General features: G+C 52.0%; 12 protein-coding genes. 9 read left to right on the top strand and 3 right to left on the bottom strand.

From position 1 onward, the window contains the following. Window position 1: 1 nt before the first annotated feature. Window positions 2–1,462 carry a MotA/TolQ/ExbB proton channel family protein gene (locus F1728_RS21120; RefSeq protein ID WP_155365739.1) on the bottom strand — a complete coding sequence of 487 codons (1,461 nt, stop codon included), beginning with the start codon at window positions 1,460–1,462 and terminating at the stop codon, window positions 2–4. Window positions 1,463–1,834: 372 nt separating this feature from the next. Here F1728_RS21120 and F1728_RS21115 point away from each other — a divergent pair, with 372 nt between their 5' ends. The 3 genes from F1728_RS21115 to ppk1 all read left to right on the top strand — a co-directional run bounded on the left by F1728_RS21115 (window position 1,835) and on the right by ppk1 (window position 6,669). Continuing rightward, a complete protein-coding gene (locus F1728_RS21115) occupies window positions 1,835–2,857 on the top strand; it encodes an ROK family protein (RefSeq protein WP_155365738.1) in 1,023 nt (340 codons plus the stop codon). Window positions 2,858–2,913: 56 nt separating this feature from the next. Next, window positions 2,914–4,473 (top strand): Ppx/GppA phosphatase family protein, encoded by a 1,560-nt coding sequence (locus tag F1728_RS21110; protein ID WP_228030271.1) that lies wholly within the window; start codon window positions 2,914–2,916, stop codon window positions 4,471–4,473. Between the two features lie 75 nt (window positions 4,474–4,548). Next, the gene (gene ppk1 / locus F1728_RS21105; RefSeq protein ID WP_155365736.1) at window positions 4,549–6,669 is read left to right on the top strand and encodes a polyphosphate kinase 1; all 2,121 of its coding nucleotides are present in this window, start codon (window positions 4,549–4,551) and stop codon (window positions 6,667–6,669) included. A gap of 589 nt (window positions 6,670–7,258) precedes the next feature. Here the strand turns inward: ppk1 and F1728_RS21100 are convergent. Further along, window positions 7,259–8,557, bottom strand: coding sequence for a Gfo/Idh/MocA family protein (locus F1728_RS21100; RefSeq protein WP_149344271.1), 1,299 nt, complete (start codon window positions 8,555–8,557; stop codon window positions 7,259–7,261). Between the two features lie 664 nt (window positions 8,558–9,221). On the opposite strand from F1728_RS21100, the gene F1728_RS21095 reads away from it, so the two are divergent. The 3 genes from F1728_RS21095 (at window position 9,222) to F1728_RS21085 (ending at window position 11,298) form a co-directional block, all read left to right on the top strand. Continuing rightward, on the top strand, window positions 9,222–9,821 hold the full coding sequence (locus tag F1728_RS21095; RefSeq protein ID WP_145190201.1) for a response regulator: 600 nt from the start codon (window positions 9,222–9,224) through the stop codon (window positions 9,819–9,821). A gap of 221 nt (window positions 9,822–10,042) precedes the next feature. Then, the gene (locus F1728_RS21090; RefSeq protein WP_194242461.1) at window positions 10,043–10,738 is read left to right on the top strand and encodes a PIG-L deacetylase family protein; all 696 of its coding nucleotides are present in this window, start codon (window positions 10,043–10,045) and stop codon (window positions 10,736–10,738) included. Between the two features lie 68 nt (window positions 10,739–10,806). Continuing rightward, window positions 10,807–11,298 (top strand): DinB family protein, encoded by a 492-nt coding sequence (locus F1728_RS21085; RefSeq protein ID WP_155365734.1) that lies wholly within the window; start codon window positions 10,807–10,809, stop codon window positions 11,296–11,298. Here the strand turns inward: F1728_RS21085 and F1728_RS21080 are convergent. Continuing rightward, window positions 11,295–12,332 carry a hypothetical protein gene (locus tag F1728_RS21080; protein ID WP_155365733.1) on the bottom strand — a complete coding sequence of 346 codons (1,038 nt, stop codon included), beginning with the start codon at window positions 12,330–12,332 and terminating at the stop codon, window positions 11,295–11,297. The two genes, F1728_RS21085 and F1728_RS21080, sit on opposite strands and share 4 nt — an antisense overlap. Before the next feature lie 174 nt (window positions 12,333–12,506). On the opposite strand from F1728_RS21080, the gene F1728_RS21075 reads away from it, so the two are divergent. The 3 genes from F1728_RS21075 to F1728_RS21065 are packed head-to-tail and all read left to right on the top strand — an operon-like array spanning window position 12,507 to window position 14,377. Next, complete coding sequence (locus tag F1728_RS21075) at window positions 12,507–12,893, top strand: globin domain-containing protein (protein ID WP_155365732.1); 387 nt, start codon at window positions 12,507–12,509, stop codon at window positions 12,891–12,893. 35 nt (window positions 12,894–12,928) lie between these two features. Then, entirely contained in the window at window positions 12,929–13,336 is a 408-nt protein-coding gene (locus F1728_RS21070; protein WP_228030270.1) for an HIT domain-containing protein, read from the top strand. A gap of 33 nt (window positions 13,337–13,369) precedes the next feature. Beyond that, window positions 13,370–14,377, top strand: coding sequence for a Gfo/Idh/MocA family protein (locus F1728_RS21065; RefSeq protein WP_155365730.1), 1,008 nt, complete (start codon window positions 13,370–13,372; stop codon window positions 14,375–14,377). Window positions 14,378–14,430: the final 53 nt, after the last annotated feature.

Raw genomic sequence — 14,430 nt, 5'->3', positions numbered from 1 at the left:
GTTATCGCACTTTCCTTGAATTCCCAAACAGTCCCCAACGCTTGCGGGGGGCTTCTACCTGCTGAATCAGAACCTGTTTCTCTCCCAGGTTGGTCAGCACGGTATTCAGTCCATTCAGTCCCTGCTGAACGCCATTGAAAGACTGGGTCAGCACACCGGCGGCTTCGGCCATTTCAGTTGCTTCACCATTCATCTTCTCCAGATGAGACGTGTGTGCTGCCTGCAGCTCGGTCATCTTCTCCTCAACCGTTTCCAGTTGCTTGACGACCTCCTGCACCTGCGAAATCTGCTCTTCCTGCTGTGCACGAATTTTTTCGTCGATCTTGCCCCAGGATTTCATCACCGATTGAGACAGGGTTTCGCCGATGCCCTCCAGCTTTTCTATCCACGTCTGTAACTCGGCATGGTGGTTGGCCATCGCTTTATCGATGGTTCGCTGTATGAGGCGTCGATGGTCTTTCTCGTCTCCTCCGCCGCCGCCATGATCACTTTCCTTGAGTCGCTTCAGCAGGTTTTCATTACAGTATTCATCAACCCAGTTCAGCAGGTCTTCTTCCGATTTCTGCATGGAACTGCTGGGGAACATCACCAGCATACTCATCACGAGCGCGACCAGCGTCGTATCGAACGCGGTCGACAAACCACCGGTCACGCTTCCCAGCGACTCTTTCAGAGCGGAAATGTCCTGGGCTTTATCCATACCGCCTGAGAAGCCCCCCACCGCGGCACTAATCCCGATCACGGTTCCGATGAACCCGAGAATCGGAATAGCCCAGATGAAGACCTTCAGAATCGTATAACTGGAATCAACGGCGGTCGCATCGATTTCCGATTGCGACTGCAGTCGGTTGGAAACTTCAGAACTGCTTTTCAGAACCCGGAAGTGTTCGAGACCTCGCAAAACCCGGTTCACCAGAAAGCTTTCACGGGGATCGACGGGGAGATTTCTCACGTGATCGATAAATTTAGGAACGGTTTTCTCAGAGATATCCTCCGAAATATCCGTGGGCAGCGTGTCAAACAGCATCGATTCCTTCTGCTTGACCAGCTTGAAGTATTTCAGAACGAGGATGGTGCCGGACCAGCTCATCAGAAAGACCAGAGCATAAGGCACCATGCCGCGGTCCAGGAAGAGTTCCCCGAAATAGTAATTCCGAATGGGAAACATCAGTGCGAGATAGGCGATGGAGATACCAACGGCAATCAGACCACTCTTGGAAAGACTGACTTCAGTCCCGTCAGCCCAGCCGCTGGATACGTGTTTTTTGGTTTCCCGACTACTGGTTGTCGATTTGCTCGCTGAGGAACTGCTGACATCAACCGACGTATCGATGATGGGCGTTTCAGGCTTTTTGACTGTCATCGTATGATGGCAATAAGGACAGCGGACTTTCTTACCAACGTTCTCATCGCGGACTTTGAGTTTTTTGGAACACTTTTCACAAGGAAACTGGAAATACATTACTCGGGAACCCTAAGGACTTATAGACTTACGTACACAGCGCCTTTCCAGAGAAATTCGCTTCACTTACATTTCGATTAGTTTATCCAAGTTGACGCAGACACTAAAGTCAACAGCGAACTGGATTCATATCCGAGGCTGAATCCTCGATAAATGGGGACTGTTCCCGCTCAAATCCCGCATCATCGACTCCATTTGGTAAAGAATCGTATAAATTTCATGCTCCATCTTGCTTCTCGAGTTCTAAAACCGTCAGAATTCACGAGATAAGAACTTTTCGCTATAATAAAATGAGTTCAGTCGAGAAGTGGTGAGCCGCTTCTAACGCTGACACACCAGCAGAGCAAAATCCTTGAGATAGAAAACTGGAAGATGTCTACTGATTCGGTTCAACCAAAGAGCGGCTACTGGGCAGGTTTCGATCTGGGGGGCACGAAGATGCTCGCCAAGATCTTTGATGCACAATATAAAACCCTGGGAAAGAAGCGCCGAAAAACCAAGGGGCACGCAGGGGTGGAACTCGGTCTCGAGCGGATGGCTCAGACAATTCATCAGGCACTGGAAGAAGCAGGTCTCACACCTGCCGAACTGGCTGGGATCGGCGTGGGTTGTCCGGGACCGCTGGACCTCGAACAGGGCATCATCTTCGAGGCCCCCAATCTCGGCTGGTACAATGCCCCGGTTAAGCAGGTACTGGAGAAAGAGTTCGGTTGCCCTGTGATCCTCTGTAATGATGTCGATGCGGGTGTCTATGGCGAATATCGTTTCGGCGCCGCTCGGGGGGCGAGTTCGACGCTGGGCATCTTCCCGGGAACGGGGATCGGCGGAGGAGCCGTCTATCGAGGACAGTTGATTCAGGGCAGTAAGAGCTCCTGTATGGAAATCGGGCATATCAAAGTCCTTCCGGGAGGTCCCGAGTGCGGGTGTGGACAGTATGGCTGTCTGGAGGCGCTGGCCAGTCGACTGGCGATCTCCGCCGCTGCAGCTCAGGCAGCTTACCGTGGTGACGCTCCCAAGCTCCGCTCGCTGGCAGGCACAGACTTGTCTGATATCCGCAGCGGCATTCTCGCTTCCTCGATTAAAGGGGGCGATGAAAGTGTACGAAAAATTATTCTGCGGGCTGCCGAGTACATCGGAATTGCAGCAGGTAACATGGTCCACACCCTTTCCCCCGAAGTCATCGTACTGGGAGGGGGACTTGTGGAAGCGATGCCCGACCTGTTCGTCGAAGCGGTCTCGGAAGCCACGCGGCACAATGTCATGCCGACATTCAAAGATTCATTTAAAGTCGTCGCTGCCCAGCTGGGAGATGATTCCAGCGTCATGGGAGTAGCCGCCTGGGCTCAGAAAGTCATTCAGGAACAGTCATCCTCGAGAATTAAAACACAGGTATGAACACAAAAGATTCCCCTCCAGCTGAGGCGAGTGGTGGATCCAGCCGACTGGAATCCATGCCCAATCGTTTAATTGCTGTGATCGATATCGGCACCGGTGCCATCCGTATGGCGATTGCCGAGATCAAGGAAGACGGTACGGTCTATGCTCTGGAGCGTCTCTCTCAGGCGGTCACGCTGGGGAAGGATACTTTTCAGACGCGAAACATTCAGAAGTCGACGATGGAAGAATGCGTTCGTATTCTTAAAAGCTATCGCCGCCGTCTGGATGAATATCAGATCACCCGTGACGACCAGATTCGCGTGGTCGCTACCAGTGCGGTCCGTGAAGCAGACAACCGCCTGGCGTTTACCGACCGGATTTTCATCGCCACCGGGTTTGAAGTCTCACCACTGGATGAAGCGGAGGTCAACCGCATCACCTACCAGGGGATCCGTCCCTACCTGACAGCGAAACCCAATCTGGATGAAGCTCAGACAATCGTCACCGAAATCGGAGGCGGAACGACAGAACTGCTGCTGGTCCAGGAAGGGAACGTGCTGTTCTCCAGTAACTACCGGCTGGGAGCACTCCGTCTGCGGGAGATGCTCAAAGGATACCGGGTGCCTCTTTCCAAAGAGCGAACGATCATGGAAAACCAGATCGAACGCGTGATTCAGCAGATCACCCACGAAGTCCCCGGGGATAAATCGATCAAACTGGTGGTGCTGGGAGGCGACGTCCGATTTGCCCTCGCACAGCTGCGTCCCGATGATGAAATTCCGGACCCTGGCAATTCACCTGACGAACTGGATCGCCTCAAAGTCTCGGAATTGAGCAAGTTCACTGATCGGATTCTTCAGCAGAGCGAGGATGAGCTGGCACAGACTTACCACCTCTCCTTTACCGATGCAGAGACTCTGGGGCCTGCCTTGCTGGCCTATACCAAGCTGGCCGAGGCTTACCAGCAGAAACACATCTACGTCACCAAAGCGAACTTCCGCGATGGTCTGCTGAAAGAAATGGCTGACCAGAACAACTGGACTGACGAGTTCAATCAGCAGGTAATCCGCTCCTCAATCGACTTTGGGAAACGGTTCGACTTCGACGAGGCCCATGCCCGGCATGTTGCGTTTCTGGCCGACACGCTGTTTCAGTCATTGCACAACGAGCATAAGCTGGACGCCAAAAACCGACTGCTGCTTTATACCGCATCGCTGCTGCACGAGATCGGCATTTACGTCAACCAGCGCGGCTACCACAAACATTCCATGTACCTGATCAGCAACGGGAACCTGTTTGGTCTCGGTCAGGTCGATCTGCTGCTGGTGGCGCTGATTGCCCGTTACCACCGGAGAGCTTCTCCCAAAGCGACTCACCAGGGGTATTCCACTTTAGACCGTTTCAGTCGCATCGCGATCGCCAAGATGGCGGCTATTCTTCGCGTTGCCGACGCACTGGATTATTCCTACTCGCAACGCGTGCAGGAAATTGAATGTGAAATTACTCAGGGACAGTTAATTATTTCCATTCCCCACGTGGAAGACGTTTCTCTGGAACAGATCGCGCTTGTGGAAAAAGGACCATTGTTCGAAGAAGTCTTCGGAATGAAAGTCCATTTGAGAAAAAAACAATAAGGAACATCCGGCAGCGGACTCGATATCACTGCCGATTGAGTCATCATCCATATCCAACAGGACATCAGTTTGCCCATGGCTTCGAATACTGCGAATTACCTGAACCGTGAATTAAGCTGGCTGGAATTCAATCAACGCGTTCTGGATGAAGCCCACGATCCGAGTATTCCCTTACTGGAACGATTGAAATTTCTGGCCATCACCAGTTCCAATCTGGATGAGTTCTTTATGGTCCGCGTGGGCGGCTTACACCTGCTGCAGGCCAGTGGTAATACGAGTACAGATCCCTCTGGGATGACCGCTAAAGAAACACTGGAAGCCGTCAGCCTGCGCGCTCATCAAATGATGGTGGATCAGTATCAGTGTCTGTTGAAAGAGATTGAACCACCGCTGGCAGAGGCCGGCTTTCAACGCGTCAATCCCCTCGAACTTTCAGACTCACAACGCAGAATCGTAGAACACGTCTTTCGGGATGAGATCTATCCGGTCCTGACACCGATGGCCGTGACGCCGCATATGGATTTTCCTTACCTGGTCAATCACACGCTCAACATTGTGGTACGACTGAGCCCCGATGAAAAAAGTAAAAAGCCCCGGGACCGGTTTGCCATCATCCCCTTCGGTCGCACCGATTTTCGTTTCATCACGCTCCCTTCGGAAGGCGGCTATCAGTATCTGCCGATGGAAGATGCCGTCTGTCTGTTTATTGAACATTTTTTCCGGGGCGAAGAAGTTCTGGAATGCATTCCTTTTCGCGTGACAAAAAACGCCGATGTCAGTCTGCAGGATGAATTCGCTTCAGACCTGCTGCACCAGATGGAAGACATGCTCGATCAGCGTAAGCAGGGCGACTGCATTCGCCTGGAGATTGCCGAATCGGTTTCCGTTGAAACCCTGGAATTTCTGGAGCGTGGTCTGGGGGTACTGGATGAGAACGTCTATCGCATTCCCGGCCCCCTGGATCTGACTGCGTTCATGCGACTGACCGACATTTCCGGCTTCGACAGCCAGAAGGATGCTAACTGGCCTCCCCAGCCTTCTCCGGAAGTGAATCCGCGAATCAGTATGTTTGAAAACATTACCCGTCAGGACATTCTGCTCTGCCATCCTTACGAGAGCTTTGAGCCTGTGGTCCGGCTGGTAGAAGAAGCAGCCATCGATCCGGATGTGCTCGCCATCAAACAGATTCTGTATCGTACCAGTAAACACAGCCCGATTGTGGCAGCCCTGATTCGCGCTGCCGAGCAGGGTAAGCATGTCACCGTGATCGTGGAACTCAAGGCCCGCTTTGACGAAGCCCGCAATATCGAATGGGCTAAAAACCTTGAACATGCAGGGGTGCAGGTGATCTATGGAGTGAAAGGACTCAAGACCCACGCCAAAATCTGCTGCATCATTCGTCGCGAGCCTCACGGAATTCAACGCTACATGCATTTCGGGACCGGCAACTATAACGATGCTACCGCCAAGATCTACAGCGACATCAGTTACTTCACGTCTGACGAAGTTCTCGCCTCCGATGCGATCAACTTCTTCAATTCGATCACCGGTTATTCGATTCCCCAGAAATATCAGAAGCTGGAAGCGGCTCCGATCAGTCTACGCGACAAACTGCTGGATATGATCCATCACGAAACAGAGCGAAAGAAACAGGGACAGAAAGCGCGGATCGTGGCCAAAATCAATTCTCTGGTCGACCCGGAAATCATTGATGCCCTGTATGAGGCTTCCGAAGCCGGCGTGAAAGTCAAACTAAATATTCGCGGCATCTGCTGCCTGCGCCCGGGAGTTGCCAAGCTGAGTAAAAATATCGAAGTCGTGAGTATCATCGATCGTTTCCTGGAACATGCCCGGATTCTGTATTTTTATCATGGAGGCGATGAGCGGGTATTCATCTCCAGTGCAGACTGGATGCCACGCAATCTCGACCGTCGGGTGGAACTGCTGGTTCCCGTTGAAGAAGAAAACTGCCGGAACAAACTGATCAAAATTCTGAACTGTTATTTTGAAGACAACGCCAAGGCCCGGGTACTGAATGCTGACGGTGTCTATGAGCGGATCACGCCCAATAAGGAAAAGCACCTGGTGCGTTGTCAGGAAGTATTGTATGACGAAGCCGTCACCGCCATCCGCCAGGCAGAGGTGGCCAGTCGGACCGTGTTCGAACCTCATATGGCACCGGAAGAACAAAAATAAAATTCCGAACTCATCCTGCTGGAGGAGTGTCAGTACACAGGAAAACAGTATTTTCGACGCGGGTCTGCAGAGTCGATTCTGACCTCGTTTGAAATACTGGCGAGATACAAAATCCTTATCTCATTCAAGGTGAATAAGTTAGGTTTTGAGGTAATTCCTGTTCTTGAGAAATTCCGCGAGAGGACAAGAAATCGGTATTGCCAGATCTCGAGTATTTGCAAAAATATGATTGTAGACTGTGTCGCACCCACGCAGTGCGACAGGACTGAAGCCTGTATTCTAATTGGAGCTACAGACCGATGATGAAACAGGGAGTTTTACAAAGAATAGGAGGTGATTGAGTGGACAGTTATTGTTGTAGCCAGAAAGGTGGTTGTTCTTAGCGACTACTGGCGGGTTGTCATCGGCAACCACCACTCGTGAGGATCACCTCGATCCAAACGAAATTGAACCGGAGGCTGATCTGCGGCAACGCGGATCAGCCTCTATTTTTTTGCCTGGTGAATTCTTTCACAGTGCGCATAAAAAACAGCACTGAAGCCGGGCTCCAGTGCTGTTGATCGATTCAATAAACTGTATTTGTCGTAGATTAGACTTCGTTGGGTACGACAAACGGTTTGCGATACTGACGGGTCAGATACTTGTCTGCTTCCGGATCGTTTACAAACTGTTCTGTCTTCGGATCGAAGTTCAGCTGCCGTCCCAGACGGTAAGCGATGTTACCGAGGTGAGCAATTCCGGAGCTCGTGTGAGCAGTTTCAACCGGACCATTCAGCGTTTCTGCTTTCCGTGAACGGACGGCGTCCAGGAAGTTGGTGAAGTGAGCTACGACAGGATCGTCGCCGCTGTTCTTCGGACCGGGTTCCCGTTTCTGGCCGAGATAGGTCTCATAGGATTGATAACCTTTGATGACCATGTAGCCTTCTGAACCGTAGAAGATATTACCAACGGTGGCACCATCTTCCGTGTTCGTGCACCAGGGACGAACTTCGAACTGAATCATTTTGTTCTCTTCCGGATAGAAGTAGTTCGTCGTCAGCAGTTCCGGGGTGACTTTATCATCGTCCCAGAGAAACTTGCCGCCCATGGCAGTGATCTGCGAAGGTAGTTTGACGTCCAGTCCCCAGAGACACATGTCGGTTTCGTGAACGCCCTGGTTTCCGACATCGCCGTTACCGTAATCCCAGGTCCAGTGCCAGTTGTAGTGCACATAACGGCGGGAGAAATCGGTTTCCTGAGCAGGTCCCTGCCAGAGATTCCAGTCGAGGTAGGAAGGTGCCTTTTCATTCGGTTTTTTACCGATCGAAGGACGCCAGCGGAAGACCAGGCCACGCGCCATGTAGACATCTCCAATCGTCCCTTTACGGAGATGTTCGACCGCTTCCTGAATCGCAGGCTGGCTGCGTAACTGAACGCCGTGCTGGACGATGCGTTTATATTTGTCAGCCGCTTCAATCATCTTGCGACCTTCGAACAGGTTATGCGAACCCGGTTTTTCGACATAAACATCTTTACCAGCCTGACAGGCCCAGATGGTGGCGAGAGAGTGCCAGTGATTGGGAGTCGCTACCGTCACGACATCAATGTCGTCGCGATCAAAGACCTTTCGCATATCGGTCTCTGTTTCCACTTTGCGACCGTATTTCTTTTCGAATTCAGCGGCCCGTTTCGCGAGAACCTGTTCATCGGGGTCGCAGAGCAGAACAACATCGGCTCCTTCGACATCGCCGACGGCTTTGATGTGTGTACGTCCGCGACCGTTGACTCCCAGTACGGCGACTCGGATTTTTCCATTCACATCGGCACGGGCGGTATTGCTCAGCAGCGAAGTTGCTGCCACTGCACCGGCGCTGGTTTGCAGAAAACTGCGACGTGTGACTTCACTCATTTGTATTCCCTTATCTGTTTGATGAAACGCATTTGAGACAGATTCAGATCCGCTTCAGAGGTAAAATTGTTCAACCTATAATCGTAAGCCCCCCCTCTGGCAAAGTCCAGACTGAGTCCCGCTTCGGCGGGCAATCACCTCCCAGAATTTTCGGAAAAAAGTGGGGAGTATTCTGCGGTCTGATGTTGTCCCAAAGCAACATTTCCGCAGCAGTAGAAAATCGCTGATTTCAGGCACATTTTGACAGGTCCGGTAAACAGACAGAGTGAATGTTGCAATAGGGCTTCAAACAGGAAAGGAAATGAACAGGTAATGTGGCATTTTCAGGTGATTCGGAAGCTGGAACGAGAACCGAAATCAGGCTTACGCAGAGAAATATGTGATATAGTTTTTACGGACACATCATGCAAAACACTTTAAATCACAAACTGTTCGACTTCAAAAAACACCGCAAGCGGCCTGCAGGCTGGCTGCGAAGTTGTGATTTGCGAGTGAACACTCCCTCTCACCAGAGTCGAGTGTTTTTTCATGGAGTTTCCCCCCTTTTTTTCGCAGAGTGCGAGCAAGTAGAAAGAATTCACTGCGAAAGGAATGACAGTTTCAGTTTTTTTAAAGTGGATGTACCGAAAAAAAACGAATTCACCCCTGATCGAGAATTGCGCCTATGAAAGTATTAGTTGTTGATGATGTTGGATATACCTGCTACGTGCATACCAGGTTACTGGAAGAGTTGGGTTATGAAGTCATCTGTGCCTCTTCCGGTTTTGAAGCCCTTTCCATCCTGGAACAGGACAGCGAGATCAAAATCGTGTTCTCGGAACTGGTAATGCGTGAGCTGGACGGCCTGGATCTGTTCCTCAAGGTACAGAAACAGGAGCGTTATAACGACGATGGCCAACTTGAAGCCCCCATGTATTTCCTGATGACATCGATCCAGCCCGGTAACCAGACTCAGAATCGACAACAGGAACGACTGGAACTGGCAAAGAAACTCGGGATCACCGGGGTCATATATAAAACCCGTGACCGGGAAGAGCTCAAACAGGCATTCGCTCATAATCTGAAGAGTGCCCTGGGTGAGCTGTCGGAAGCAACACCGGTCGACATTTACACTCCCGCGCAAAACTTGTGTGAAGCAGTCAAAGATATTATTGAAACCAAAAACCTCGAGGCAGCTGAGGAACTGTTTGACCTGATCATTGCCCAGTCCGAATACCTTGAGTTTTTCATTAACAGTTCCAGCAAACGCGCGGAACTGGCATAACCTCCCGCCCGCTTAAAAAACGTCCTGCCTAAACTACTCGATCAGGCGCACTCTGATCAACCAGGCCCGGCCAGAACAATGTTTCTGGTCGGGCTCCTTCTTTTTCTATCCCGCCCCATATTCATAGCGACCACAGCCCTGCTCAGGTATGATCAGATACGACATTCAAACGGATGCGGTTCTGTATTTTAAACGATTCCTTCGAAGGGAGTATATCGGACATGGCTGATCAGAAAACACTACTCGCCATCGGAGCCCACTTTGATGACTGCGCTTACGGCGTCCCCGGGATCATGCTGCAGGCGGTTGCCAAGAACTACCGTGTGGTACAGCTGATTCTGATCGGCGACTACAGTAACTGGCCCCCGACCAAGGGGCGGGAAGCGGAATTTAAAGAGGGGGTCGTCCGCATTGCCCGGGACTACGGCATTGAAACCCGTTATCTGGATTTTGCCTCACACCGGTATGACACCAATCAGGCAACCAAAGAAAAAGTGGCTGCCGCGGTACTCGACATCAAACCCGACATCGCATTGCAGCTCTGGGAATTTGATCATCATCACGACCACACAGTGGCCTCCCAGCTGAGTAAAATCGCCTTGAATCATGGAGGACGGGTTCTGAACGAGGATCGGTTCAGAGGACCGCGCAAGATTTATCACTACGATAACGGTCCGGGCCATACCATTGGGTTTGAACCCGACACATTCGTGGATGTGACGGATTACTGGGAGAAATCTCAGGAATGGCTGGGACGTTATATGGCATTACAACGCAACGTCGAGTACGATCCCGCACAATCCAACGGAGCCCTGCAGGGAAAAGAGAACCTGGCCCGCTACCGCGGTCAGACCTGTCGTGTCAAGTTTGCCGAAGCGCTCTGGGCGCCGCGCAAACAACCCGTGGAAATTCTCTAACCGTCGCTTTTCAATAATCGCATTTACTCGAATCTGAATCATCCCTGTTTGATAGTGAGAGCCATATAATGAGCCTGGCAGAACACATTACCGCAGCCCTGCAACTTCCGACCACAGTCGTCAACATGTACCTGGATGATCTGACCGACGCAGAATTGCTGGTGAGACCCGCAGAGAACATGAACCACATCGCCTGGCAGCTGGGGCACCTGATTCAGAGTGAGCACATGCATGTATCGGAAGTCGCCCCCGATGCGATGCCTGCGCTGCCCGCAGGATTTGCGGAACGACACACCAGAGAAACCGCTGCCAGTGATGAGCCGGGAGACTTCCTGAGTAAAGCCGAATATCTCCAGCTGATGCACGAGCAGCGCGAAGCCAGTTCAAAGCTGCTGGCGACACTGAGTGATGAGCAGCTGTCTCAACCAGCGCCGGAAAAAGTGAACTACCTGGGACCAACAGTTGGTTGTATTTTTGCAGGAGAAGCGACTCACTGGATGATGCATGCCGGCCAGTGGGCGGTCATACGTCGCCAGTTGGGGAAAGCGCCACTGTTTTAATCGGCCTTCTCCACTACCGGTTCCTTGAAGGGTTCCGGTTGGATCCAGAGGACATACTGACGGGGTCCCTGCGGTAATTTGATCTGCTGGCCGGGTGGAGTATTTACTGTCATACCGTAAAGGTATCCGTTCATGTCGCCTACCAGCGCGGTATGCAGAATTCGATTCTGCGGATTAAGGTGCGTGATCAGAGTCAACCGGCCGTTGAGGGCAGATGCGATCTGTAAATCTCCCGAGTGAGTTTCCTGGAACTTCAACTCGCGGGCAAACCGATCGCGCATGCGGCCCGTCGCGCGGTAAGTGCCTCCCGTCGGGCCGATGACCTTCTTGCCCTGGAAGAGTACGTTGCGGTCATCATAACAGATCACAATCAGGCAGCGTTTCTCATCCCCCTGGAGCCAGTTCAGAAACTTCTGACCATGCTGATCCGCGACACTGAAAGAGTAGTTCGCATCCAGAAAGAGAAACCGATCGACCTGTTCTGAAATCTGTTCTGCGCCATTGAGAAATCCCCACATAAAACTGCCACCCCCACTGTGACAGGCCAGCGTGAGCCGTGGTGTTTTCAGCGGAATCTCAGACAGAATGCTGCGAATGATGTTCTGAATTAATACAGGGTTGTCCGAGTGACGCGCCCGCCAGCGTGGCCAGCTGAGACCTTCGGCTTCCAGACAGACCAGGATCAGATTCTCCCGGGGATTCCAGGCCTGCCACTGGCGGTGCTGAGCGGCAATCTGCTGGATCTGAAAATGCCAGTCGCGTCCTTCCTGTTTTTGACACCCCAGTGTCTGTTCGATCGTATTTCCATTGGGAGTCGCGAAGAACACAACGCGAGTCGGCTTCTCGACTGCAATGCGACGGGGAAGCGGAGCGACGATGATGGCACGCACATCGGGTTCAAGATGCTGATACGAGATCTGCTCTTCAAACCAGGGGCTGGCAGTGAAGTTCTTCCAGACAGGTTCTCCCGCTCCCAGTTCAGAGTGGCACGTTAAAACAAGGAGAGTCAACAGACAACAGATTCGGGAGTACATCACTTCTCCATTGAAATGACTTTAAGAGTGCATCCAGCTCAGAACTACGGGAGGGTAGGAATCTGAACCTGTAAAACCTAAGATACACCAATTCAACGGCAGGCCCTACTACGTTCTGCCAAATTTTAAGTACAGAGAGAAATATACGGCACCATAGAGGAAACGCGAAGCTCGATGAATCAGATCGCACTGGAAGAAATCTTTGACCATCTGGGGGAAGTCCAACTGGAGCAGCTGATCGCTGCCTTTTATCGTCGAGTGAAAACGGACGACATTCTGAACCCCATGTACCCGCAAGATGATCTGGATGGCGCAGAATATCGCCTGAAAGAATTTCTGGTATATCGACTCGGTGGCCCACAGCGTTATCTAAAGGAGCGGGGACATCCTGCTCTCCGTATGCGTCACGCGCCGTTTGCGATCAACCAGAGTGCCCGAGATCGCTGGATGGAGCTGATGACTGCCGCCATGACTGAGACAGAAGTTCCCGCGGAAATTCGCCAGACTCTGGAAATGTTTTTCGACCAGATGGCGACCTTTCTGATTAACCGGGCCGGTTAAACAAGTAAAACATGGTTCATGAAAAAGGAATTCCCATGGAACTGGACGCACGCCTGCAGGCAGACTGCCACCCCATCTCTGAGCTGACGGAATCGCGACTGTTGTTGATGAACAATGCGCTGGTCGACTGGTTCATTCTGGTTCCCCACTGCGAGGATATTGAGCTGACGCGACTCCCCTTCGCACAGCAGACCGCAATTCTGAGCGAGGTGAATCTGGTTGCCCGTTACCTGCAACAACACTGTGAACCGGATAAATTAAATATCGCCACGCTGGGCAATGTGGTCAGCCAGTTGCACATTCATGTGATTGGGCGGAAACATACTGATCCTTACTGGCCGGCTCCCGTCTGGGGAAAGGCAGAACGACTCGACTATACGGAAACGCAAATCGAACAGATCAGACAGAGTTTCACCGAATTCTTTCAGCAGGAAAATCAATAACTCATCCTTCTCCTTTAAATATAGAGCTACAGCATGTCACAATCACCAGTACGCATCGGAGTTCTCGGCTTAATTCATGACCACGTCTGGGATCATCTGCCCCAGTTGACGCATTCTGCAAATGCGGAACTCGTGGGAGCCTTTGATACCAATCAGGCCTTGCGGGAACGCATTCAGAGCGAATTTGGATGCCCCGTTTATGAAACACCTGAAGAACTATTGAGCGAACAGGAGCTGGATGGCGTCTTCATTTTCAGCAGTAACAAAGCCGGGGCGGAACTGACACTACTGGCCTTGGAACGGGGGCTGCACGTGATGATCGAAAAGCCGATGGCTGCGAGTCTCGCGCAGGCTGAAGCGATGCTGACTGCAGCTCAAGCAAAAGATCTGTGCCTGATGGTCAACTGGCCTTTCGCCTGGTGGCCCCAGATGCAACATGCGATTGCCTTTGCCAAAGCGGGTGGCATCGGAGACCTCTGGCAGGTGAAATACCGGGCCGCCCATGCCGGCCCTAAAGAACTGGGCTGCAGCGATTATTTCTGTGAATGGCTCTTTGATGCAGAGCTGAATGGTGCCGGCGCCATGATGGATTACTGCTGTTACGGCTGTGTCCTGGCCAGTAATCTGCTGGGAGAACCGGATTCAGTCACCGGCCTGGGAGGACAGTACCGCCCTGCCCCGCTTGGTGTAGAAGACAATGCGCTGATCGTCATGCAGTACCCGCACGGGATTGCAACCGCGGAAGGGTCCTGGTCACAAGTCGGTAAACTGACAGCTTACGCAACCGCGATCTATGGCACCCAGGGAACCTTGATTGTCGAACCGCATAAAAAAGGAAGACTGATGCTGGCTACCGAAGACGAACCTCTGGGAACAGAGGTGAAAGTCGAGTGTCCAGTGCTTACCCTGCAGACAGCGACGGAACATTTTGCACATTGTATCCGGACCGGCGAAACCCCCTGGGAATTGTGTGATCCCAAGATCAGCCTGTCAGCGCAGCAGATTCTGGAGAGGGGTGTGCAGCAGATGCAGCAAAGTTAAACGGCTTCTCGGCCCCTTTTGGCAATCGCCCCTTTTCTGTACGCGTCTGGAGC

This window comes from Gimesia benthica (assembly GCF_009720525.1).
Lineage (GTDB): Bacteria > Planctomycetota > Planctomycetia > Planctomycetales > Planctomycetaceae > Gimesia > Gimesia benthica.
Note: the sequence above shows the minus strand (reverse complement) of the source record. Positions and strands in the feature narration are given on the sequence as shown.